Genomic DNA, 24,035 nt, shown 5'->3' on the forward strand with positions numbered 1-24,035 from the left:
GAAAACTACCGCGTAAGGCATTTGGCTTTTGTCTGTTTAATTCTTATCAATTTACATGCTACAACAATTATCATTGGGAACTTAAACCCATGCATTGGTTTTCTCTGAAAAGGATAAGCTAGAAAATCTGCGTCAACATTGGTTTTGATTGGGTTAAAAGCCGGGTAACATAACACATACCTTGCCTACTAATAAAGAATACCATCTTAATATCTTGTTACTAGATGTATTCCTACTTTAATTATAGCCCATCTCCAAGAGCTACCTACGCTATCTATTGCTAAAGAATGAGTCATAAACACATCCAAAACCACCGGACTAGAGGTCTTGGTGTTTTGAAATAAAGTGTTTGAACAATCTAAATACTACACTATGAATAACAACATTACAAAATATTTCTTAGCAGGAATAGTAGGAACTATAGTCATGACCATTGTTATGATAATGGCGCCTAATTTGGGCATGCCCGAGATGGCTCCTTGGAAATTATTAGCTGGCGCAATGGGCGTACCAATTGTAGTTGGCTGGATTATGCACTTTATGATGGGGATACTTTTTGCTCTAGGTTATGGATATGTCTTTGCGCCTAATGTGCAAATTAATAATCTCTGGCTAAAGGGAATTGTTTTTGGAATTGCAGCAGTTATTCTGGCTCAGATAGGAATGAAAGTAATGGGTATGATTTTCACAATGCCACCGGTAGATGGGTCTATGCAAATGCGTTTAGTAGCCATGCTTATTGGGCACATTGTCTTTGGTGTGGTTACAGTGAAAACAATAGGGAAATAAGAACATAAAATATTATGAAAAAGATAGACTTCAGTACTTTAAAAGCAGTATTTGTAAACTGTACATTAAAAAAATCGCCTTCTAAAAGTCACACACAAAATCTAATGGATGTATCCATGAAGATTATGGAATCTGAAGAGGTTGATGTAGAAATACTTCGACTTGCAGATTATGATATTCCCGTGGGTGTACAACCAGATATGACAAAGGAAGGTTATGATACAGATGATTGGCCCGGTATTTATGAAAAGATTATGGCAGCGGATATCTTGGTTATTGGTACGCCCATTTGGTTGGGCGAGCGCTCCTCTATAGCATCTAAACTTATTGAACGCTTATATGCCATGAGTGGTTACCAAAATGATAAAGGGCAATATGTGTACTACGGTAAAGCTGGTGGTTGTATTGTTACCGGTAATGAAGATGGGGTAAAACATTGCTCTATGGGCATGTTATATGCGCTACAACATTTAGGATATAGTATTCCACCGCAAGCGGATGCCGGTTGGATCGGGAAAGTGGGTCCTGGACCTAGTTATGGTGATACCAAATGGAATGGCGAAAATATAGATCCGCCCGTAGGTTTTGATTCAGAATTTACAAACCGAAACACCACTTTTATGAGCTATAACTTAATGCACCTAGCCAAAATGTTGAAAGATAATGGTGGGTATCCTGCTTACGGGAATTCTAGAAAAGAATGGGATGACGGTACACGCTGGAATTTTGAGAACCCAGAATATAGATAGAAAACAGATGCCTTGGTCATCTAATTTAAAAACATAAAGAGAACTATTATGAGCAAAAATGTATCAGAACAATTATTGGATATTCTAATCAGTGTTGGCGTAGAAAAAGTATATGGAGTTACGGGTGATGCCCTTAACTTTTTTGTAAAGGCCATTGAAGAAAGTGATGGTGTGGATTGGATAGGTATGAAACACGAAGGAAATGCTTCTTTTGCTGCCTTTGGACATAGCCAAACTACAGAAAATTTAGCCGTTTGTGCAGGAACGGTAGGTCCTGGAGCCCTTCATTTAATAAACGGACTTTATAATGCTAAAAAAGAACGGACTCCGGTTATTGCTATTACGGGACAAATTAACCAAAAGCAACAAGGGACTAGTTTCTTTCAAGAAGTAGATTTGAAAAAGGTTTTTGATGATGTTTGTGATTATCAGGCGATTATTGAAACCCCAGAGCAAGCCCCAATGGTTATACAACGTGCCATTAAAATTGCCATGGCCAATAATGCGGTGTGTAGAATAGAGTTGCCGGCAAATGTAGCCGAAATGAAAGCCGAGAATCAGCAATTTGTGCATCCTATTAAAAAGTATGTTTCGCGTTTGGTTCCAGAAGAATCGGTAGTTATAGAAGCTGCCCAACTTTTAAACGGTGCCAAAACAGTAGGTATTTTAGCCGGTGATGGATGTCGGGAAAGTAGAGCGGCGGTAATTGAATTATCGAAAAAGCTGAATGCGCCTATAACCCATAGTCTACGTGCCAGTGATATTTTTGACCACGATACAGATAACGTAGTAGGATTGACGGGATTAATAGGAAACCCATCTGGTTACAATGCTGTCATGAAGTGCGATTTGCTATTGATGCTCGGGACCGATTTTCCTTATATTGATTTCCTTCCCCATGATACAAAAACGATACAAGTAGATATCCGACAGGAAAATATAGGTAATAGAACATCTGTATCTCTTGGAGTTTGGAGTGATATCTCATCATTCTTAGAAATCCTAAATCCAAAAATTGAACAGAAAGAGGATACCGGTTTTGTTGATAAGCTAAGAAATAGTTTTGAAGATTGGAGAAAGAATATGAAGGAACAAGCTTCTCCTACACGTGAGAATGAACCTTTACACCCTCAGATTTTTGCAGATTTAGTAAATGAATATGCTTCCAATGATGCTATTTTTACTGTAGAAACAGGAACATCGGCAATATGGGCGGCTCACCATATATCTTTTCATAGCCAAAGACGCTTGATTGGGTCTTTTAATCACGGTTCTATGGCGGTAGGCTTGCCTTCTGCAATTGGAGCGCAAATGGCCAATCCTAAGAAAGAAATTTGGTGTTTAAGTGGTGATGGTGCTTTTAATATGGCGATGCAAGATTTTATTACGGCCGTTAAATATGAACTCCCCATAAAAGTGCTCATCTTCAATAATTCTGAATTAAGCTTTGTTAAACTAGAAATGGAACAAGTGGGCTTAGCAGCTAGTTTAGATGCATTGCATGAAACCAATGTCAACTTTGCAGAGTATGCTAAATTATGTGGCGGAGATGGTGTACGTGTAGAACATGCCAAAGATATAGATGCTGCCATACTACAAGCTAAGAATAGTAAAAAGCCCTTTATAATAGATGCCGTAGTTAGTAGTGAGCTTTATCATTACCTCCTCATATTGGAATTAAAGAAGCTATTGGTTTCGGTACTTCCAAATTAAAAGAAGTCGGTCAGGTTATTAGTGGCGATAAAAAACAATGGGGAAATTTAAAAAAGGAATTACAATCTTATTTTGATTAATATTTAAAATAATGTGGTAGTTAAGTTGATACTTTATTACCCTTCTCATGAAGATTCTTTATACCCAAGTATTCAGGTATAAAGAATCTTTTTTTTTGAATTGAATTCGTGTTCTTAGTAGTGCCTTTAATGTAAATTTCTCCTGATGTACAGCTATTTAAAGCAGTATTTCAACATATAAAGATAGTTTTCTAGCTATTCACCCGAATTAATTTTTCATGATACACCAATGGGGTAATTTGCACTCCTCAAACCCCAAATTTGATTATTTTATGAGACTTGAATTAATTATTGTTGATGACTCCCATTTATGGCTGTCCTTAGCAGAAAAACTTGCCAAAACGCACCCATTAGTGCGCAGTGTACTCACTTTTGAAGATTCTTATGATGCTTGGGTGCACATACAAATAGCTAAACCACAAGTTGTCATGTCCGACATAGAAATGCCATAAGGTATGAACGGACTTTCTTTTCTTGAAATGTTCGGTAATCGTATGCCTTTTATATCAAGTTCTACGAAACAGGATTTTGAAGTGGTAGCCCGGGAACTTGGCTGTGTAGATTTTATAAGCAAACCTTTTACAAAAAGTGAATTTCATAAATCTATAGATTTAGTTTACAATAAGATTTATGGAAGAAAAGTAAACGCATAAGTATTGGTTTTATAGTAACAAAAGGGGCGCCACTACCCCCTTCTTATGGAATTTTAATAGAAAAAAGTTCGTTTATTCCAATTCAGAAATAGTTTCTTTAATCCTGTCATTTACTGTTAATCTCTTCAGTATTCCTATTGAGAAATAGCTATAAATTACGCGTTTAACAAAAAAAAATGCGGTTTTCTTAATTTCTGTTTGTACTTTTTCATAAATAAAAGTCCAAATGGCATCAATTTTTTTCGCGAATAAAAGTTTTTACTTTGCTATTTTACTTGTATTTAGTTTCTCTGTCAATCTTCAAGGGCAGACAGAAAAAAGTACGCTTACTAAAATAGTAGAGTTAAAATCTAGTTCAGATTTTAATCCTCAGAATTCTGATTATATAGATTTACTTCTGGAGTTAGCAGAGACCAATATGCGTTCCAATCCTGACAGTACAGCCATATTATTAAAAGAAAGTTATGATTTAAGCATTGCTTCTCAATATAAAAACGGAGAAAGTATAGCTCTGTCTACCTATGGGTATTATTATGCAGAAAGAGGAGAAACGGATAAGGCTAGTGAGTATAATAAGAAAGCTTTAGAGGTTGCAAATACCTATGACCTGGATGATGCAAAAATTGCTGCTTTAAACAATATTGCAATCGACTTTCATTTTAAAGGAGATTATGCAAACGCGCTTACCAAATATTTAGAAGCATTAGCTGTTGCCGAAAAAATTAATGAGACACGTATGATGTCCGTTCTTAGTAGCAATATTGCCTTTTTATATAGTTATAATGAGGATTTTGATTCGGCTATAATCTTTCAAGAGAAAGCAAGGCAAATTAGTCTAGAGGCTCATAATGATGATCTATTAGCTGTCTCAACGCTTGGTATTGCCCATTTACACATGCAAAAGGGAAACCTTGAAGAATCTGAGCGTTTGCTAACCAATGTGATACCTAGCAGGTCTTAAAAAACAAAATAGGAAAGATTGGTTATCTAGTGCATATGCTGGAAAAGGCGACATTGCAGTTGAAAGAAAGAACTATACAAAAGCACTAGAGTGGTTTATTAAATCAGAAAAATTATGCGATGAAATAGACTATAGTATTGGATATGCAGGCAGTTATATAGGATTGGCCGAATCGTATTTAGGACTTAAGAATTTAGAAAAAGCCGAAGAATATGGCTTAAAGGGATTGGAAATTGCTAATAGATTAAGTCTTTCAAAATCTATACAGCTATCAAATCTAGTTCTATCTAAGATATACCACGAAAAAGGAGAAGATAAAAAGGCATATGCTTACCAGAATGAATATAGGTTACGATATGAAAAAGAGGCCGATGAGAAATTCAAGAACGGTCTTGGAGTTGCCCTTAGTAAAATGAGGTTTGAGAATCAAAAAGAACAACTTATAGAGAAGCAGAACAAAGCAATTGCTAAACAAAAAACTTACGTATATTTTGCCATAGCTGCCCTTTTAATTGCTACGTTATTTTTAATATTAATTTACAGAACCAATAAACTTCAAAAAAGATACACTAAAAATTTACAGGCCAAACAAGAAATCTTAATCCAAAAAGAGGCAGAATTATGCGAGTCTAATAGAACCAAAGATAAGCTGTTCTCTATTATAGCACATGATCTTAAAGGGCCAATAAATTCTTTTCATTCCCTTATGAAAATGTCTACAAGTGTATCTATTAGCAAAGAGCAATACATATCCTTAATGCCCAAAGCTCTATCAGGAATACAAGGCATTTCAGAATTGCTGAATAACCTTTTAATATGGGCAAAAACACAAATGGATGGTATAGTATTAGAACCAAAGAATATAGACCTTCATGATATTGCTGAACAGAGTATTTCCGTGTTAACCACTTTGGCTCAAAAGAAGGAGATTAGCATTGTAAATGAGGTGCCAGAAAATACGATTAGTTATAGCGATAAGAATCATCTGGATGTGATTCTAAGAAATTTAATAGGTAACGCAATTAAATTTACTAACCAAAAAGGAGAAATCCATATTAAGGTTGAAGATAAAGGCGATGCACTACAATTAGAAGTAGTAGATAATGGGGTTGGAATGAATGTAGAAACCCAATCTAATCTCTTTAAAACAAAATATGTGAAATCTGCCTTTGGCACCAATAATGAAAATGGTTCAGGTTTAGGGCTGTCTATTTGTAAAGAAATGGTAGAAAATAATGGAGGTAAAATATGGGTTTCTAGTGTTCAAAAAGAAGGAACAACCATCTATTTTACTGTTCCAAAGGAATCAAATAAAATAGATGCTGTTTAATTTAGTCTTCAAATAAAAAATTGTCTGGCAAGTTCATAACATAATCTGCCAGATTTTTCATCTCTAGATAATGATTTTTCATTTCAGGGTTGAAGTTAACGTGATTGAAATTCTGATGTCGCCAATATGCTGTAGCGGTTGCTGCGTAAACCGTAAATGCTTTCAGTGCTTGTTTTTCTATTTCTAAAAGTTGAATTTCTTGCTGATATCCTTTCAATAAACTAGCTGCTTTATCTAAATTGATGGTGGTTTTATCGCTACACGTACCAATAATCATCATACCAATATCGAATACGCGATAATAATAGCACGCTTCCTCAAAGTCCATGATAGTCGCTTGTTTTCCATCTTTAGCTACAATGATATTGCTATTAAAAATATCACTGTGAATCAAAGCTTTTGGCAAATCGGTGTTGATATGATTCTCAATATAGTGTTGCGTAGCTTTTAGCCATTTGTAAAATGAGGAATCTGGAGCGTAGCTTTTTACTTCATCAAAATGTTGTAATCCAAATGCGATTTCTCTTGGGATAAAATCAGGTGCTTTTATTTGATGTAATTGTGCTAGTTCCTTGCCTAAATATAGTAACAAGTCTTCTGATATATCTTTGGCAATATCACCTTCAATAAATCCTTTAAGCATTACTGGTTTGGTATTCCAGGTAGTAGTTAATGCTCCGGTTGTAGTTTGTATCAGCTCAGAAGTCGAAAACTTGTGCTGTTTTAAATACTCCAATAAAGAAGCTAGTTTCTCCGTCTCTTCAATGGACTTTTCATCACAAATGGTCAATACAAAAGCGTTGTCTTCTGTAGGTATCAAATAATTTGTATTTGCCGACCCACCACTTAACATTTTGTTGGACATCATTTTAATGCCATAAGGAACCAAAATACGCTCCATATCTACATCGGTATAACTTTAGTATGTGTCATATTACTTTCCTTTAGTTAAGTCCCAATTCGTTTCCATGGCGTGCATAAGGGCATTTTCTACATGCGCGTAATTACACAAATACACCTTCTCACAAAGTTGTTTGGCAGTTTCTACACTACTATGCGTAGCGGCTTTTGGCAATACGCTTGTGTGTAATGCATTCTTGATTATTTCTGGAAATTTTGATGGATGCGCCGTAGCGAAACAGATTAATTTCTCATCACCTAGTTCCGTTTTTAGACTATCTGCCGCTACTAATGCTACCGCACCATGTGGATCCAGTAAATAGTCTTCGTTAGTATACAGCTCATTGATGATAGCTAAGGTTTGTTTGTCCGTTGCACTATAAGATTTAAATCCTTTAGAATAGCTTTCAAAAGTCTGCTTATCAAAAGTAACGGAGCCTGTGGCGTTAAACTGATCTACCCACTTTTTAATGTTCTCGGTGTTTTTTTCATTTCTGAAATACAAGAACCTCCAAAAATTAGAAGGCACTAAAATATCTATGGCAGATGAAGGCGTTTCTATTATTTCCTCCTTTGAAAAACGACCTTCAGAAAATACACGATGTAAACAAGCATTTGTATTATTGGCAACTACAAAATACTTGATGGGTAATCCCATTTCTCGTGCGATACCTCCTGCACATAAATTACCGAAAGCACCAGATGGGACGGACATATTTACTTTCTCTCCAATCGTATCCACGACCTGTAGGTAGCCATAGAAATAATGCACGGTTTGCATCATTACACGACCCCAGTTAATGGAGTTTACACTAGATAGTTTTAGCTTGTCTTTAAAACGTTTGTCCGCATAGAATTTAGCAATTACAAGATCTAAATCATCTGCACCATCTGGGCAATTAAACACCCCAACCGGATGCACATTGGCATCTTGCAAGGTGGTCATTTGTCGTTCTTGTTCTTCGGTAATTAAACCTTTAGGATATAACACCCAAGCATCTAAGTTCGATTTCCCGCTGTGTAGTACGCAGTCGCCGGACCAGTATCTCCTGTGGTGGCAACAACAAGCGTTAGATGCTCATTTTTTCGTTCAAGAAATAAGTTAACCAGATTCACCAAAAAAGCGAGTCCCACGTCTTTAAATGATATTGTTGGACCGTGAAACAATTCCATAATGTACGTGTCCTTTCGTGTTTTTAAATGATAAAACGGAATGGTCTCTTTCTTTTCAAAAGGAGCATATGCAGTTTCAAGGATGATTTTTAATTCGCTTTCCGAAACAATGGAGCGATCAATAAAAAGCGAAAGAATCTCAAAAGCGAGGTCTACATAAGACAAGCCTTTCCAAGAGGTTAACTGCTCTTTGGTGATGATCGGTAAGGTATCAGGAACATACAATCCGCCATCTGAAGCAAAACCATCTAAGATGGCAGTTTCAAAATCAACTGGCTTCCCTCCTCCTTTGTTACTCACAAATTGAATCATAATTTATTTTTTTAAATATGCAGTATACACCGCTTCGGTTATCATAATATCTTGTACAGCAACGCCTGTTAAATCGACAATGGTAATCTGGTCGTCATTGGTACGTTGTAATTTTTTATCTTGGATCGCAGTACCCAATTCAACAATATTGTCTGCTGTAATTTCACCATCTTTCGTAGCCCTATAGATTTCACCCCTACTTTTACTTTGAGGAATACTGTCAGAGATAACGATGTCCGCCTTTTTAAGCAACTCGCTCTCTAATTCTTGTTTGTGTTCTGTATCTGAACCTACGGCAGTAATATGTGTCCCTTTTTGAATGTCCGATGCTTTTAGTAAAGCCTGTTCTGACGGTGTTGTAGTTACAATCAGGTTGCAATGTTTTGCAAGTTCTGTAGTGCTGTCAGCAATATGAACATCAAAATCAGCACCTAGTTCATTGGCGAATTTTGCAGCCTTTTCTTTTGAGCGTCCCCAAACCCAAACAGTGGTGCACGGTGTATGTTTTTGAAGGTATTGCAACTGCAATTTTGCTTGTATTCCCGTACCTACAATTCCGATTGCTTTTATCTCTTTCTGGGCGAAGTACTTTGCCGCTAAAGCTCCGGCAGCTGCTGTACGGATATCTGTTAAGTAGCCTTCGTCTAACAATACCGCTTTTGGTACTCCTGTTTTCTGGTCGAATAATAGCATTAACCCTTGACTAGAGGGGATTCCCAGTCTAGCATTATCATAAAAACCAGAAGCAATTTTAATGACATAATACGCCTCGTTTTTAATGTAGCCATACTTAATATGGGCATCCCCTTTTGGGTCTTCGAATAATAATTCGCCCACCGGAGGCACCACAGTATTTCCGTCGCTGTATTGAATGAACCCTTCTTTCATAGTAGTGACAACATCTGTGTGCTCTAACAAGGCTTTAATTTCTTTTAAATGAATAACTGTTGTCATAATCTTTGTTTTTCTATTTAGCTTTTCTATTTAGTTTTTTGAGCAAAAAAAAAAGTCTCTGCATACCAATTAGCTGTTAACTAATTAAGGTATACAGAGACTCTCTGTAAGAAGTAAACTTATTTTTCCAATTTCTTCCTTATGATGAAAAATAAGCCTGCAAAACAATACTACTAAAACTTCTCTAAGATAAAAGTATAAAAATTTTTTAGATAAGCAATTTCTTTATTGATGAATTCATGGTTTGCTATACTCGTTAGCGATGTATTTAAATGATTATTAGACGATAAGTATCTCATCTAAAATGTATTCCAGTTCAAAGAGAAGTCTTACATATCAGTGATTTTGCTGATACTAAATCATTTTTATTGACAGCCGCAATCTGATAATTATGGGCGCCGGCTATCTTATCTGTATAGCTTGGTGTGGCAGATAAATTAATGCAAACACCATCCCGGTATATTTTATAACAATCAATTCCACTTTCTGCATCCTCAGAAGTATTCCAATTAAGCGTAACATGCAAATCATCTTTTCTTGAAACTTCCAGACCTTGGGGAATAGATGGTGCTGTTTTATCTGTGGAATGGCCTTCAAGCATAAGTCTATAATCAGTCAAATGAGTAAAAGTGAAACCTTTCTTCAGAAGGTCATCTGCAATCTTCTTTAGGTCATTTTTCTTGGAATCTGTTGTGTATGCTGCAGGATGACCATTCAACACAATGTATGAATGCGAATCGGCATCATATTTCTCCCAATTTGCCAAGTAACTTTTGAAAGATACATTTCCATAATCAGGTTTCCCAACACCTTCCATACGTATATCCATCGTAGCTAGACCTTGCTTTTCAGGAAGATAATTATCATCAGTTTTCCAAACCACCCATCTCATAAAAGGGTCTTCATTAATTATCTTAATAGTATGTTCATTTACTCCATAGTAGTGATAGGAATATACTCGCATTATATAATCATATTTCATTAACATAGCAGTTCTAGCTAAATAAAAATGCTCTAATTGCGTGTCATAATCCGAATCAAAAAATTCTTTAGGGGTCCCTGTATATCCATGCATAAAAAGCTGAAAATGTTTAGGGTCATCTATCAGGCTCTGAACATAAGCCATATATTCCTTATCGCCAAGATGAACGGACAAGGGAAATATCCCTATATCTGCGGTAACATCTTTTTCAATAATTATATCCGTAATTGATTTAAACTCTCTCCAGTTTCTTTCCTGTAAATCGTCTAATTTAAAAACTACATATTTTAACTCCTCCTTGGAATTTAAGGTGTCGTTGTTAACCAGTGAGTTTGAAAAACAAGTAGTTGCCGAAAATACAATCAGCACCATAAGCATCTTTCTTAATTTCATATTGATTATTGGTATGGATAGTTTCATGATAATTCATTATTTATTAAAACCTGCAAATCGGGAGGTAGTTCAATTGATGTTTTTAAAGTTAGTTAAAACATCGTTTGAGCAAACAGGATACTGACCAATTCCTAACTTTAACTATTATTAAAACATGAATCTAAAACGTTTCAGATGATTACAGAAAATAAAAGATTAGATAAAGATAAACCCTTTAAAGGTTTGGGAAATGATGTGCCTCAAAATCATGGTCTTAGTCAAGAAGAGTATAATAAGGAAACCAATAATACATCAAAGAAAAATATTGGGAAACCCGTTAATAATGGTGGAGTTAATACCATAGACTATCATCCGCAGTTAGAAGAGCAATGGTTGGCAGTTCGTGATGAATATCTTTCACATTACCCGGATTTAGAAGTTGCAGATTCTGTGTATAAAAAAGGAAGTTTCTACTCTATAATTGATAGTATAGCAAAAAGTAGAAATAGTTCATCACAAGAGATTCACGATGAAATTATGAACTGGCCTGCAACTAAGTAAAAGCATATTTTAATAGTGAAATTGTTATGACTACTCTCTTTAAAGGTAGCCCTTGTTCTTCCCCATTAGCTCTAAAGCCTTTTAATGAGCTGGAAATTGCGATTAAGTACTATAGAGGCAACGACTAAAGCATGGAAACAGAAAATAAAAAGCAAGAAGATCATCAGAAGGAGTTAGAAAAAAAATCTAATGAAGTAAAAGGTGGTAATGAATACAGCGAAATTCTTAGTCGTGTTATACACGAAGGAGAAGAGATATTCAAGGTAAAAAATAAAGCCATGTTTCTTAGTGCGCTCATTGCCGGGCTAGAAATTGGTTTTAGTTATTTTCTTATCTGCGCTCTATACTTTCTATTGAATGGTACCTTGGATGCTAATATTATTTTCAAACTTTTTAGTGTAGTTTACCCTGTTGGGTTTATTCTCGTTATACTAGGGAAGTCAGCTCTATTTACTGAGCAGACATCTGTATTGGCTTTGCCTGTTCTTAATGGTCAGCGTAGTGTTTGGGAGTTGTTTCGTATATGGGGCTTGGTCATTCTTGGTAATGTATTAGGCGGTATCATATTCGCACTTTTTATAGGACTCCTTGCTCCTCATCTAAATCTTTTTACAGAAGAAACCATGGTAGAAATTGGGAGCCATGTGCTTAGTGAGGATTCATGGGTACTCTTATTGAGCGCTATTGTTGCTGGTTGGTTAATGGGACTATTAACATGGTTGCTGAACAGTACAATGAATTCCCTTACTCGTGTGGTACTTATAATTATGATAACAGGTGTTATTGGTTTTGGAGGGTTTCACCACAGTATTGTAGGCAATATAGAAGTCTTTGGAGCCTTTTTACATTCCGATAGTATTTCCTTTTTAGATTACCTCTGGTTTCTATTATAGCACTACTAGGTAATGGAATTGGAGGTGCTGTGGTTGTAGGTCTTTTTAAGTACAGGATTTTTGAATCAAACTACGAGGAAACAGTATAGCGATTTTTATAAGCAAGATTGAAGTGAAAACAATGGTCTTTAGTATTATAAACAAATAAGCTAACTCCCACTCTATTGAAACTCAATATCTACAATTAAAATGTGAATGAGAAATTGATATAGACTGATAGGTTTACAGTTTATTACGACTACCCAATTCTGTTAGATTTATTGATGCTATTAGTTAAGCAGGATTATATATCTGGAAGTATTTAAAAAAATAACCACTCAGGTATGACGAGCGTCAGATACTCTAGATGCCCATTTAGATAAATTTGATATTGAAGAAGTAAGATAACAAATCAGATACATTGCTTTTAAGAAGTATTTGGAACTATTATAAGATTAATTAAAAAAGAGTAAAAACATGAGCAAACAACAATTATTATTACCATATAACAAAAATATTAACATGAAGAACAGAGTGGTTATGGCTCCCATGACGCGAAGTAGAGCAGATAATGAGGGCAATGTTCCTACTGACGATTTACAGGGTTTATATTACGAGCAAAGAGCTTCAGCGGGTCTCATCATTACAGAAGGTTCGCAGGTCTCACCTGATGCAGTAGGTTATATTCATACATAAGGTATTTATTCAGAAGAGCAAGTCGAAGGTTGGAAAAAAATTACCAAACGTGTGCATGATAAAGGTGGAAAAATCTATATCCAATTATGGCATGTAGGACGTATATCCCACCCCGATTTTCATAATGGTAAATTACCCTTATCCGCATCGGCTATAAACCCCAACGCTAAATCATTTACGCCAGAAGGTTTTAAAGATACGGTTACGCCTAAGGAAATGACCACTGAAGAAATAAAAACTACGATTAAGGATTTTCAAAAAGCAGCTGCAAATGCAGTAAAAGCAGGTTTTGATGGTGTAGAAATACATTCTTCCAATGGTTATTTATTTCACCAGTTTTTTAATGGATGTTCCAACAATAGAACGGATGAATACGGAGGAAGTATTCAAAACAAAACTCGTTTCTTTTTTGAAGTTCTGGATGCTATAAAAGAGGTCATTCCCCAAGAGAAAATTGCCGCTCGTTTTAATCCTTCACTAGATGGTATGTTCGGTATAAGTATAGATGAAGAAACCATTCCCACATTTGAATACATTATTAAAAAGTTAAACGATTATAATCTTGCATATGTGCATCTTTCAGAACCATTTACAGATGTTTCTAAAGTTCCTTTTGCGGTAACAGAAATCGCAAAACATTTTAGACCTTTGTACAATGGAACATTGATGATTAACTCTGGATTTGACCAGGAAAAAGGAAACAAAGTTATAGAAGAAGGCCATGCAGATTTGGTAGCTTATGGTAAGCCGTTTATTTCTAATCCAGATTTAGTAGAGCGTTTTAAAAACAACTTGGCTCTAGCAGAATGGGACCAAGATACTTTTTACACTACGGGTACAAAAGGATATACAGATTATCCAAAAGCTTCCAAAGAATTAGTTTAGAAGCTACTTTAGATACTTTTTTAATTTATTAAAAGCGGCCAATTCATAAAATGCATGAATTGGCCGCTTTTATGATTTTTTTTCAAGTTTTTTTATCTACTCCAAATTATCACGGCTAACGCTAGGTCAACATTTTATTTGAGAAAAAATTATCAGATTTGAACACTCTTTATTAGGGGTAAAATCAAGATTTTCAAGAAATTATTTTAAGCTTTTCTTATCGCTAATAATAAAAATTTTTTCGATAAAAAGGCCAAATTCTCGTTAAGAAACGTACATAGATCTGAAAGATGTTGTAATTCAATAGGTGAAAATCATTATTTAAAAGAAATAATCTGCTTTTTTCTATATATTTTTGCAACTATTTGCGTCAAACTGACGTTAGTTTAATAATTAAAATCCCCCACCCCCGATGATCACAGAAAAGTTTACGAAGTACAAACTCATTTTATTATTAATGCTTTGTAGCATGACAAGTAGTGTTGTCTTTGCTCAAAATGACAGCTATGCTGTTATGGATATTGTTGAAATAGAATTCAATAGTCAAGTCAAGTATGGTAATGCCTACATGGATGTAGACGTATGGATTGAATTAAAAAAAGAAGGCTCATCAAGTGAGGTATACCGTATTCCGGTATTCTGGGATGGTGGAAATGTCTTCCGCGTTCGTTTAGTTCCTACTTCACCCGGAAAATGGACTTGGAAAGTTATCAATGAGACTGTAGAAAATGCCGATCGTAGTTTTATTGGACGAAGTGGTTCATTTACTGCTGTTGCCGCAAATGTAAGCAGCAACCCCAACAAACGCGGTTTTATAAGAGTTGCATCTAATAATAGAACTTTAGAATATGCAGATGGTACACCATTCTTTTATACAGCAGATACATCTTGGTCTGCACTAACTGAAGTATTTGGTTTCAGCAAAGCGAATACTATTAGCGGAATATCTTTTCAAAATTATATTTCAACCAGAAAAGGCCAGGATTTAACGGGCTTAATGTAATTGCTAGTTTCCCGAATGACAGTTATACTGAATTGTGGGCAGAAAAAACACATCATAAGAAAACAGGTCCCAACGGAGAGGGTCCTTTCGAGTTAAAAAGTACAGGGCAAGTAGACTACCTAAATATTAAACCTGAGTACTGGCAATCAGTGGATAAGCGAATGCAGCATTTATCCGATCAAGGATTTGTAACTTTATTTGAAACCGTAAGAAGAAGCGAACTTTGGTATTTAGGTACAACGCAAGAAAAAGCAGCTTTTTATAACTATGTGCGTTATTTGTGGGCGCGTTATGGTTGTTATAATATGATTTTTAGTTGGGTACATCATGACAGCCAGTCATCAATATATCCTAAATGGGAACAAATAGTTAGTGATGCAAATAGTAAGTTGTTTTCTAAGATGGGTGACTATAGAATGCCTTATGGTCAGCCTAGAACGGCAATGTCTTTTAATACATCTCTAAATAATTGGAATAAGGACATACCTACTGCTCTAGATATACAAAACGTTAGTAATGCAGAAAGAGATGAAACCATGCATGAGTGGCTTCGGAATATATATCATCAACAACCAGCGAAACCAGCCCTTAACTTGGAACCCTTTTACCTTATTGGGGATTACATTCTGGGAATGAAATCAATGCAGGTATGGATGATACCACCATGGCACAAATGCAGATGTATGGTTCCGTATTAAGTGGTGGCCTAGCAGGTCATGCGTGGGGAGATGCATGGTATGCCGGTGCGGCAACTGCAACCGGAAGGAGTTCGCAGGATGGAGGTACGATTGTGCCTAGTAACGACCCGCAAGTTAATGCCCTAAAGCGATTTGAATCGCAGGCTATGGGTCATCTAAAAAGTTTTATATTAGATTCAGACCACAATTATGCTAAACTGGTACCGGCTGCGGATACGAATCTAAGCGATAGCCAAAACTATTTACATACATTATCTATAGCAGACGATAAATCGTTTGCCCTAGGTTTCTTTGCTGCTGATTTTAGAAACAGTCCAAAGGCCCTTCCTTCCCTAAAAAATCTTATGAAATCTGAAACCTATCAGTTTGAATGGTGGGATGTGACTAATGGAGGTTGGATTTCTGCAGGCAACGTTACTACTAACAATTCTGGTGTTATGAAAACACCTGCCTTACCAAATAATGATCGTACAAAAAGTTGGGCTTATCGAATTCGGTCAACTGATACAATAGATGAGCCAGAGGAAGAAGTAGAAGAACCGGAAGTAGAGGAGCCAGAAGTAGAAGAACCAGAAGTAGAAGAACCAGAAGTAGAACAGCCAAAAGCTGAATTACCCAAAGTAGAGGAACCAAAAGTAGAAGAGCCAAAAGCAGAGCAGCCAAAAGTAGAAGTACCTACAGTAGAGGAACCAAAGGTAGAAGAGACTGATACAGAAAATCCTAAAACAACAGACGGTTTTGTTCTTAGAATTAATTCTGGAGGCAGTGCAATTACCCACAACGGAAATAAGTTTTCTGCGGATAATTATTCTGATACGGGTCTTACATTAAACAGACCGCAAACCGGACTTAATGACCCATTCAAGACTTTTAGATATAGCCGTTCCCAAGTAATGGGTTACGATATTCCTTTAAAAAATGGAGCATATACCGTGAAGCTACATTTTGCAGAATTATGGTTTGGCGCTACGGATGGTGGCAGCGGCAATGTAGGTAACCGTGTATTTGATGTACGTTTAGAAGATAAATTAGCGGAAGATAATCTAGATGTTTTTGCAGAGGTTGGAGCTGAAGCCCTACTCACAAAAACGCATACTGTAAATGTTACCGACGGAAAATTAGATATAGATTTTTCTTCTTTATCTTCTGATGGAGGAACTAGACATCCAATCATAAATGCTATTGAGATTTTGGAAATTCAAGAAAGCGCTCCGATAGTGATTGAGGATGTCGTAATTGAAAAAACTACGGGCTTAGTAGGTCATTGGCCGTTAGATGAGTTAAACGGCGTAATCGCAAACGATGTTAGTGGTCAAGGTCTTAATGGAGCACTTGATAGTGGCGTAACTTTCGATAAGAATAAAACTAATGGTAAAATAGAAGGTGCCTTGGTATTTGACGGCGTAGATGATCATATTAATTTACCTGATATTGATAATAATCTGAAGTCTAGTTTTACGGTATCCGCATGGGTTAACCCTAGCAATGCAGAAGGTAACTATCAAGGTATTATTGGTAGTACTACCTCAGGTGGCTTTATGATGTTCGTTAATCGTGGCAAACTAGCATTTACGGTGAGCACTAACGAGAATGGTAGAAAGCTAGTTAGCAAGGGAACTATTCAAAACAATGTTTGGCAATTGATTACTTGCACCTATGATGGTACGGATATGCGCTGGTACATAAATGGTGAAAATGTTCATAGTGAATCGCTTTCTGGAACCTTGAAGCCTATGGATGTATCTTGGATAGGATGGTCAGGCTGGAGTGATGAATATTTTGAAGGAGCTATTGATGATGTTAAGTTGTTCAATAATTCATTGACCAAGCAACAAGTGTCTTCCCTATTTGAAGAAGGTAATTCTAATATAGTTCGAGAAAATATAGCATCAAAAATAGATGTACCAATGGAAGGTGAATTAGACATGAAAGTATTCCGTGTCTTCCCTAATCCAACCAATGGAGTAATTACAGTGACAGGAATGTTGACGGGAATGCAGCTGGACCTTCTTGATTTCTCAGGTAGAAAAGTAGCTTCTCGGACCGTGACTGTAGATGGTGATATCCAGATGGATTTATCTCCCTTCGCAAAAGGTGCGTATGTGTTAAATATCACAAAAGGAAAAGAAGTCTTAACCGGAAAGGTTATTCTAAATTAAAAATACTTTTATTTATTGTATTAGTAAAGGGGCCAGATATTGGCCCCTTTTTTATTTATAAATTGTAAAGTTTTTACTTGAAACAAAAAAGCAAAGACCAGTTGAGGTCCTTGCTTTTCTATAGAGTTACTTTTATTATTATCGTTGAATCAACAGTCTTTTATTAATTTCATTTCCATTCGTATCCGTAGTTCTTACTAGATATAAACCAGAAGATAAATTAATGACGCTTAGCTCATAATTTCTACCCTTATTCACATCTTTAGCATTAACATGCAGAACTAACTTTCCGCTCATATCATAAATTGATATCGTTTCTAAGTCTACAACTTTCCCAAAACTAAGCGATACGTTCACAGAAGCTGGATTCGGAAATAACCTAAACTCCTTTAAAACTTCACTATCAGTCAAAGAATCGTTTACGGTAATTGTAATGTAATCTGTTGCGACTTCACCATTATCATCAATGACAGTTAAGGTTGCGGTATAAATACCAGCTTTTGTATAGGTATGAGAAACCACGATACCACTGGCCAGAGGTGATTCATCTCCAAAATCCCATGAGTAACTTGTAATACCAGTATCATCCGTAGATTCATCACCATCAAAATTAACCAATAGCGGTCCTATGCCATCTTTGATATCTACTGCAGCTAGTGCTTTTGGCGGATTATTGTCTATTTTTTCAAAAACAACATGAATGCTATGGTTCTCTACTAGATTTGCGAACTTATACTCTTCAACAAGAGCTGTTGAAACTTCATCAATTAGAATATCCACCAAGTGGTAACCTTTGTCTGGTAGTATTATAAAATTCTGTTCTTGACCTTTAGCTACTTCAATCTCTCCATATGGAGAAAGCTCACCACCTTCAGTTCCTGTAGCAGTTATGATATATGTCCTAATTGCTCCAGTATATTTAAAAACGGCTTCAAACGTATGATTTTCTGAAACCTCTTCAAAAGTATATTCGGATAAACCTTGCAAGCTTTTACCGTCCACAATTAACCTATCTATTTCATACCCATCACTAGCTGTTACTGAAAAACTAATACTTTCGCCTTCAGCAACTGTATTCTCTCCCTTGGGCGTAATCGTTCCTCCCTCTCCTGATGTAGCTGAAATTGTAAACTGGTTAACACCAATTTCTGTAAACACAGCTTCAATAGTATGGTTGTCATTAACATTCTCAAACGCATAAGTAGGATCTCCTACCGTAAAGCTATTGTCCACAATAAAATAATCGAACTTATAGCCCTCATTTGGAGCCGCGGTAAACCAGTGGTCTTCTCCTTGCGCAACAGAAACAGCACCACTTGGGGTTATTGTTCCTCCTAAGCTAGAAGATGACATAATGACTTTGAAAATTTCTTCGAACGAAGCTTCAATGGTATGCTCGGTAGAAACGGCCTCAAAAGTGAAGCTATCAATCGCTCCTTGTGATATCCCGTCCACCAACACGTCAGCAATTTTATACCCTGTATTTGCAATTATATCAAATTGTTGATTGGCACCTTTTATTACTTCTACCTCTGCGTTTGGAGATATTACTCCGTTTTCACCTGCCATTGCAGTAATGATATGAGAGGTTGCTTCAGTAACAGTAATCACGAGAGTTTCTGTATTTTGATTGCCATCTCCATCAGTTACCCTTAGCAACACGTTATAAATACCTGCATCGTTAAACGTAAACGTTGGGTCGGCCAAATCAGAAATAGATGAAAGCGCATCACCAAATTCCCAACTGTAATCTACAATTCCAATATCATCCATTGATTCACTACCGGTAAAGTTGACTTCTAACGGAGCCTGACCTTCAAGTGGTGTTGCACTTGCAATAGCTACTGGATTTCCTGCATCATTTATAACCCATGTAAATTCAGCATCACTTTTGTTTGTTGGGTCGTTATTATCTGTAGCGGTAACGACAACATTATAAGAAATGTTATCACCGGCGTTTGCATTGCCCCCTGCCCTACTAGATTCATTTGCAGCCGTCAATTGATTATCTGAATATGTAGGCCCATCTACTTTGTAAAGCGCCATTTTATCAATAGCATGTCCAGCAGAACGTTCAGAAACTTCCATAGTATATGTACCTGGATTCACAAACCAAACGTATACATCATGCGAATCATTATCACTTGTTCTAGCCTGCCAATCATAAGTTTCAGAAAGACCACCGCTTCTGTATATTTTAAAGTAACCATTGCTACTACTACCTTCAGGAGTTGTGCCATCAGGTCCAGCTGTAATTCTTGAGCTTCCTTTTGGGAAAACAACATTTACTTGATCACCTTGTACATTTGATATTAAACTAGCCTCATCTACAGGATTTCCTTTGTATCCAAAGAACCACACATCTTCATTGTTAGGAAAACGTAACCAGTTATCGTTCTCATCCGTTGGGGATTCGCCACTATAAAAACTTCTCCAATCGAATTTATATACATAAGGCGTACTTACGGTAATTTGATAAGGGATAGTTCCGCCATTTTGACTGTTAAAGTTATTTGTAGTTGCCAAGATTCCAGTATTACCATTTAAGGTGGTTTCCGCCCATCCCGGTTCTAAATTTCCAGATTCAGCTTCAATAACAACTAGACCATTTTCCTCAAGAAAAGCTCCTTCACCTGATTCATTAGAAGAAAGTACTGTTCCATTTATAAGTCCCGTAGCTGCATCAATCATTAAGGTTGGAGGAAGTCCAGTTGCACTAAACGTTACATTAGTTTCTGTTTCTTCAGTTAGGAGTTGTAATGCTACTTCATCTCCTTCAGCATTGTACTGCGTTCCAGGATCAATTATATTAGAAATACTGTCTCCATTCCTTAGAATAATATCAACCGATGATGACGCTCCATAATGAATGGTCAAAATAGCATTTGTATCCTCTACAGAATCGTTCAGGGAAACTGTTATCTGACGTAAACTTTCCGCATCTAAAAACACATTTTCCGTGTTACCGGAGGTAATTGTATAATTGGTTGCATCTGCACCAGTTATTTCCATAGAGCGGATAAACATTCCTATGTTTCCACCTGTTACTTCTATATGAAACGTTTTAGAATCACCCACTTCAAAGTTGACCACCTCAGGTATAGATAAAGTACTTGCCATGCTAGGTGAACCTACAGGTAAATCTTCACCTAAAAATTCCATGTTTTTCTGGTTACCGCCAGCTAGTTTTGGTGAACCGGCCAATACAAACAAGCCGTTACCTGAAACTATAGCTTGAGTACCATGCCTTGCGTTGTTCAAATCCGGCAAACGTGTCCATGTTTGAGTAATAGGATCGTACTGCTCTGTAATCTTCAGCGCATTGGACGTTACTTGACCATAGACCTCTTGGTTCTCTACTTCTCCACCAGCAACAATAAGTTTACCATTAAAAGTAGCCACTATAGGTGCTGCCCTAGGGGTTGGTATATTCTGATTTGTTGAAAGTGTGCTCCATGTACTTGAATTGAAATCATAAACATCTACCTCAGAAATTGTAGGACTAAAAACACCTCCGGCACCTCCCGAAAGGCGACCTCCTACCAAATACATTTTATTATCAACTATGCCAGCGTGGAAATGGTCCCTTGCTCTTGGAGCATCATTTAAAGGAGTCCAAATACCAGTACTAGGATCGTACTCATCAAACCAGCTAACGTAACCGCCATTATGGCCAATGGTATTCCCACCAGATATGTAAAACTTATCGTTATAAACTACTAAACCTGTAGATCCTCTTCTTCTATTTTCCGGTATTTCAGGTCCTTGAATCCACTCTTCATTAGCTGGGTTAAAAGCCCAAACATACTCAGTTGGTTCCTCGTTGGGATACGAATTGCTTTTAAAAGCCCCTATCACCCATATCAATCCTTTATACTCAGTTGCCTGAAAATGGTTGAATTCTTCTGGTGGTGAATTTGGAATTTGAGTCCATGTATTTGTAGTGTAATCATATACATCAATGGTTTTGGCATTCTCACGACCACCCATTAAATAGAACTTATCTCCTGCTTGTACCAATGAACATTCATGACGAGCCGTATAATTTTCATCCTCGTCTTTGTCTAACCATACTAGGGCATCTACAGTCCATACAAATGAAATACTCGAAGTAGTAGACCCCGGTTTACTTACCGTTATAGTCACATTATGGACACCGTCATTATTTGTTCCTCCCGTAATTGCATTCGTTGAAATCGTACCAAATATTTGGCCATTTGTTGATTCAACATCAATACCTTCTGGCTGACCCGAAATAGCGTATGTAAAGTTTTCTTCCGAATCCCCACCTATTGCCGAAATGGTTAAGGCACTTTGGTCACCACTAGCGTTGAATTGATTAGCAATTGGAGCTATTGAAATAGGATCATTTGCAGAAGTACTTACCATAACTTCTATAGCTTGTAAAACCGGGTTTTCAATTCCAATATGTTCGAATAATATATTCAGTTCTCCATCTGCTACCGTAACGGGATACGAGAGCATACCTGCATTGAACACGTTCCCATTACCTCCAAAAAGGGCAACTACATCTATATCATCTCCTTTGATTTCATTTTCTAATGATATATCAAATACTCGTGCGCCAATGTTATTTGTTGGGCCATATCCATTACCTGTATAAATATTTACTAGATAATTTCCATTGGGCACTGGCAACTTAAACTCCATTTCAGGCCCGCTAGTGGCATCATAACGTTCTTTGCCATACAATGCGTTGAATGTAGTTTCGTCTATATAATCAGGAACAGACGTATGTCTATTTTCATAAAGAAAAGTATTTGTGCCTCCTGGAATGGTTCCCGTATTCACGGAATAGCTACTTCCTGAAGCCGCACCACTTTCTGTATTAGCTTCCCAGTCTATATTACCATCAGTAGCAGTTACGGAATTACCTCCTGCGTTTATTCTGGCAACGATAGTGTAATTAGGTTCTATAAATTCTTCTAGAATTGCCGTTAAGGGAACAATGAAAGGAGAGTTTGCGCCGTTATGAACGATTTCCAAATTAGCATTTTTGATTCCTGAAATATCATTCGGGAAAAAATTCAAAGGCAATGTTTTATCTGCTCCAGGCCCTATTACTAATGGTAATGTTAAGTTATGGCTATAAAGCGCAGCATCCATACCTGTGATGTTTACTGCGGTAATTTCAATAGATCCAGTTGATGGCCCACCTTCATTTGTTAACGTAGGAATAAGTTGTCTTATGGTCTGATTCCGTTTCCAAAACACCATAATCTACAGGATTTTCTGAAAGTACAAGGTTTGCGTCTTCATCTTCCGTAACCTTTAAAAAATCCCATGTTGCCGTAAAAGCATCCCCGGTTCCTGAAGAAGAAATAAGGCCTACTGCCAGACCCTTAGCATCGTTTGGATTTAGTAACTCAACAGGCAATACAATAGTACTTCCCAATAAAATTACAGTTTCACCGCCGTCTACAGAATAATATGGTTGTGCCGTATTCGCAGCGGGGTTTACATTAATGTAAATATCAACAGAAGTAGCTCCTTTGAGTCCGCTTACATCAAACTTTTGCGTAGTTACGTTAGATGCGCCATCTTCTTTTACAACCTCAAACCCATACATATTATCGTTCTCGGTTAGTCCATCTGCAACTACTACTTTTAAATAATGGTCTTGGTCTCCGTTACCGATATAGATACCATATGAAAGTCCTGATACAGAGGAAACGTTTGCAAAAGGTGTCTCAATTTTGGAATGTACGGTAAATGGTTTTGAGTTGGTGGTTAAATTTACCCCAAACTGAAAAGCATTCTTTTGAGAGTTTGTACCTTCATATGCAGTACCAGATGTAACTGCATCAACTGTTGCCTTACCTCGGCCGGCTCCTCCAAAGGAAAGATTATTCTCGTCGTATTGAGTTAGGTATTCAGTATTTCCGCTTGGATCTAACATCAAGCCAGTAAAACCAAGACCAAAAAATCCTGTACCTGGATCATTATTCCAAAATGGATAATCAATAGGAAGATTTGTTGTAGTACCATTATCAGCATCAATAGCAAATACATCTTGGCTATCAGGGATGCCATCATTGTCATCGTCCGGATCATTCAAATCAGATATAAGATCACCATCATAATCATTTGGCTGGCTACCCCCAGAACAAATGTCAGTACCGTTTGCTACTTCATCATCGTTAGAATATCCATCAGAATCATAATCTTCTGA

At 36.8% G+C, this 24,035-nt stretch carries 19 protein-coding genes and 2 pseudogenes; 14 read left to right on the plus strand and 7 right to left on the minus strand.

Annotated elements, in window-relative coordinates:
* Window positions 1-372: 372 nt before the first annotated feature.
* The 8 genes and pseudogenes from Q5W13_RS19940 (at window position 373) to Q5W13_RS25400 (ending at window position 6,275) form a co-directional block, all read left to right on the plus strand.
* The gene (locus Q5W13_RS19940) at window positions 373-789 is read left to right on the plus strand and encodes a DUF6789 family protein (RefSeq protein ID WP_155596386.1); all 417 of its coding nucleotides are present in this window, start codon (window positions 373-375) and stop codon (window positions 787-789) included.
* Window positions 790-803: 14 nt separating this feature from the next.
* Entirely contained in the window at window positions 804-1,538 is a 735-nt protein-coding gene (locus Q5W13_RS19945) for a flavodoxin family protein (protein WP_304444206.1), read from the plus strand.
* A 48-nt stretch (window positions 1,539-1,586) separates the two neighbouring features.
* Complete coding sequence (locus Q5W13_RS19950) at window positions 1,587-3,251, plus strand: thiamine pyrophosphate-dependent enzyme (RefSeq protein ID WP_304444207.1); 1,665 nt, start codon at window positions 1,587-1,589, stop codon at window positions 3,249-3,251.
* Between the two features lie 352 nt (window positions 3,252-3,603).
* Window positions 3,604-3,783 (plus strand): response regulator, encoded by a 180-nt coding sequence (locus Q5W13_RS19955; RefSeq protein WP_304444208.1) that lies wholly within the window; start codon window positions 3,604-3,606, stop codon window positions 3,781-3,783.
* 3 nt (window positions 3,784-3,786) lie between these two features.
* A complete protein-coding gene (locus Q5W13_RS19960; RefSeq protein WP_304444209.1) occupies window positions 3,787-3,984 on the plus strand; it encodes a PleD family two-component system response regulator in 198 nt (65 codons plus the stop codon).
* Between the two features lie 226 nt (window positions 3,985-4,210).
* A complete protein-coding gene (locus Q5W13_RS19965) occupies window positions 4,211-4,945 on the plus strand; it encodes a tetratricopeptide repeat protein (protein WP_304444210.1) in 735 nt (244 codons plus the stop codon).
* Between the two features lie 40 nt (window positions 4,946-4,985).
* Window positions 4,986-5,174 (plus strand): annotated as a pseudogene (locus Q5W13_RS19970) (tetratricopeptide repeat protein); the annotation flags it as partial.
* 183 nt (window positions 5,175-5,357) lie between these two features.
* A complete protein-coding gene (locus Q5W13_RS25400) occupies window positions 5,358-6,275 on the plus strand; it encodes a sensor histidine kinase (protein WP_368662579.1) in 918 nt (305 codons plus the stop codon).
* A 1-nt stretch (window position 6,276) separates the two neighbouring features.
* On the opposite strand, the gene Q5W13_RS19980 is transcribed toward Q5W13_RS25400, so the two are convergent.
* The 5 genes from Q5W13_RS19980 to Q5W13_RS20000 all read right to left on the minus strand — a co-directional run bounded on the left by Q5W13_RS19980 (window position 6,277) and on the right by Q5W13_RS20000 (window position 10,989).
* Entirely contained in the window at window positions 6,277-7,176 is a 900-nt protein-coding gene (locus Q5W13_RS19980; protein ID WP_304444211.1) for a phosphotransferase, read from the minus strand.
* 33 nt (window positions 7,177-7,209) lie between these two features.
* Window positions 7,210-8,121: a PALP domain-containing protein gene (locus tag Q5W13_RS19985; RefSeq protein ID WP_304444212.1), complete on the minus strand. Its 912-nt coding sequence runs from the start codon at window positions 8,119-8,121 to the stop codon at window positions 7,210-7,212.
* A 53-nt stretch (window positions 8,122-8,174) separates the two neighbouring features.
* Window positions 8,175-8,660 (minus strand): PALP domain-containing protein, encoded by a 486-nt coding sequence (locus tag Q5W13_RS19990; protein ID WP_304444213.1) that lies wholly within the window; start codon window positions 8,658-8,660, stop codon window positions 8,175-8,177.
* A gap of 3 nt (window positions 8,661-8,663) precedes the next feature.
* Window positions 8,664-9,614: a Rossmann-fold NAD(P)-binding domain-containing protein gene (locus Q5W13_RS19995; RefSeq protein WP_304444214.1), complete on the minus strand. Its 951-nt coding sequence runs from the start codon at window positions 9,612-9,614 to the stop codon at window positions 8,664-8,666.
* Between the two features lie 316 nt (window positions 9,615-9,930).
* A complete protein-coding gene (locus Q5W13_RS20000) occupies window positions 9,931-10,989 on the minus strand; it encodes a polysaccharide deacetylase family protein (RefSeq protein ID WP_304444215.1) in 1,059 nt (352 codons plus the stop codon).
* Between the two features lie 174 nt (window positions 10,990-11,163).
* On the opposite strand from Q5W13_RS20000, the gene Q5W13_RS20005 reads away from it, so the two are divergent.
* From Q5W13_RS20005 to Q5W13_RS20030, 6 genes and pseudogenes are all read left to right on the plus strand, one after another.
* Complete coding sequence (locus tag Q5W13_RS20005; RefSeq protein ID WP_304444216.1) at window positions 11,164-11,529, plus strand: hypothetical protein; 366 nt, start codon at window positions 11,164-11,166, stop codon at window positions 11,527-11,529.
* 131 nt (window positions 11,530-11,660) lie between these two features.
* Entirely contained in the window at window positions 11,661-12,422 is a 762-nt protein-coding gene (locus Q5W13_RS20010; protein ID WP_304444217.1) for a formate/nitrite transporter family protein, read from the plus strand.
* A gap of 456 nt (window positions 12,423-12,878) precedes the next feature.
* Window positions 12,879-13,982, plus strand: a pseudogene (locus Q5W13_RS20015) (alkene reductase).
* Window positions 13,983-14,451: 469 nt separating this feature from the next.
* Window positions 14,452-14,985, plus strand: a complete 534-nt coding sequence (locus tag Q5W13_RS20020; protein WP_304444218.1) for a DUF5060 domain-containing protein — start codon at window positions 14,452-14,454, stop codon at window positions 14,983-14,985.
* Window positions 14,986-15,017: 32 nt separating this feature from the next.
* On the plus strand, window positions 15,018-15,683 hold the full coding sequence (locus Q5W13_RS20025; protein ID WP_304444219.1) for an apiosidase-like domain-containing protein: 666 nt from the start codon (window positions 15,018-15,020) through the stop codon (window positions 15,681-15,683).
* The gene (locus Q5W13_RS20030; RefSeq protein WP_304444220.1) at window positions 15,635-17,842 is read left to right on the plus strand and encodes a LamG-like jellyroll fold domain-containing protein; all 2,208 of its coding nucleotides are present in this window, start codon (window positions 15,635-15,637) and stop codon (window positions 17,840-17,842) included. The genes Q5W13_RS20025 and Q5W13_RS20030 overlap by 49 nt, the downstream gene beginning before the upstream one ends.
* Window positions 17,843-17,980: 138 nt before the next feature.
* On the opposite strand, the gene Q5W13_RS20035 is transcribed toward Q5W13_RS20030, so the two are convergent.
* Together Q5W13_RS20035 and Q5W13_RS20040 are read right to left on the minus strand one after the other, a co-directional pair.
* Entirely contained in the window at window positions 17,981-23,080 is a 5,100-nt protein-coding gene (locus Q5W13_RS20035; protein WP_304444221.1) for a Kelch repeat-containing protein, read from the minus strand.
* Window positions 23,022-23,921: a hypothetical protein gene (locus tag Q5W13_RS20040; RefSeq protein ID WP_304444222.1), complete on the minus strand. Its 900-nt coding sequence runs from the start codon at window positions 23,919-23,921 to the stop codon at window positions 23,022-23,024. Before Q5W13_RS20040 ends, Q5W13_RS20035 begins: the two co-directional genes overlap by 59 nt.
* Window positions 23,922-24,035 lie beyond the last annotated feature (114 nt).

Origin of the sequence: Zobellia laminariae, assembly GCF_030553095.1 — a bacterium.
In the GTDB taxonomy this organism is placed as follows: domain Bacteria; phylum Bacteroidota; class Bacteroidia; order Flavobacteriales; family Flavobacteriaceae; genus Zobellia; species Zobellia laminariae.

What these genes read in the sequence shown, in the direction of transcription:
- Q5W13_RS19990 (WP_304444213.1), bottom strand. Translation starts at nt 8,660, where the DNA reads ATGATTCAATTTGTGAGTAACAAAGGAGGAGGGAAGCCAGTTGATTTT.
- Q5W13_RS20010 (WP_304444217.1), top strand. Translation starts at nt 11,661, where the DNA reads ATGGAAACAGAAAATAAAAAGCAAGAAGATCATCAGAAGGAGTTAGAA.
- Q5W13_RS19960 (WP_304444209.1), top strand. Translation starts at nt 3,787, where the DNA reads ATGAACGGACTTTCTTTTCTTGAAATGTTCGGTAATCGTATGCCTTTT.
- Q5W13_RS19940 (WP_155596386.1), top strand. Translation starts at nt 373, where the DNA reads ATGAATAACAACATTACAAAATATTTCTTAGCAGGAATAGTAGGAACT.
- Q5W13_RS19985 (WP_304444212.1), bottom strand. Translation starts at nt 8,121, where the DNA reads ATGACCACCTTGCAAGATGCCAATGTGCATCCGGTTGGGGTGTTTAAT.
- Q5W13_RS19980 (WP_304444211.1), bottom strand. Translation starts at nt 7,176, where the DNA reads ATGGAGCGTATTTTGGTTCCTTATGGCATTAAAATGATGTCCAACAAA.
- Q5W13_RS19965 (WP_304444210.1), top strand. Translation starts at nt 4,211, where the DNA reads ATGGCATCAATTTTTTTCGCGAATAAAAGTTTTTACTTTGCTATTTTA.
- Q5W13_RS25400 (WP_368662579.1), top strand. Translation starts at nt 5,358, where the DNA reads ATGAGGTTTGAGAATCAAAAAGAACAACTTATAGAGAAGCAGAACAAA.
- Q5W13_RS19945 (WP_304444206.1), top strand. Translation starts at nt 804, where the DNA reads ATGAAAAAGATAGACTTCAGTACTTTAAAAGCAGTATTTGTAAACTGT.
- Q5W13_RS20000 (WP_304444215.1), bottom strand. Translation starts at nt 10,989, where the DNA reads ATGAAATTAAGAAAGATGCTTATGGTGCTGATTGTATTTTCGGCAACT.
- Q5W13_RS20030 (WP_304444220.1), top strand. Translation starts at nt 15,635, where the DNA reads ATGGATGATACCACCATGGCACAAATGCAGATGTATGGTTCCGTATTA.
- Q5W13_RS19950 (WP_304444207.1), top strand. Translation starts at nt 1,587, where the DNA reads ATGAGCAAAAATGTATCAGAACAATTATTGGATATTCTAATCAGTGTT.
- Q5W13_RS20005 (WP_304444216.1), top strand. Translation starts at nt 11,164, where the DNA reads ATGATTACAGAAAATAAAAGATTAGATAAAGATAAACCCTTTAAAGGT.
- Q5W13_RS19995 (WP_304444214.1), bottom strand. Translation starts at nt 9,614, where the DNA reads ATGACAACAGTTATTCATTTAAAAGAAATTAAAGCCTTGTTAGAGCAC.
- Q5W13_RS20020 (WP_304444218.1), top strand. Translation starts at nt 14,452, where the DNA reads ATGACAAGTAGTGTTGTCTTTGCTCAAAATGACAGCTATGCTGTTATG.
- Q5W13_RS20035 (WP_304444221.1), bottom strand. Translation starts at nt 23,080, where the DNA reads ATGGTGTTTTGGAAACGGAATCAGACCATAAGACAACTTATTCCTACG.
- Q5W13_RS19955 (WP_304444208.1), top strand. Translation starts at nt 3,604, where the DNA reads ATGAGACTTGAATTAATTATTGTTGATGACTCCCATTTATGGCTGTCC.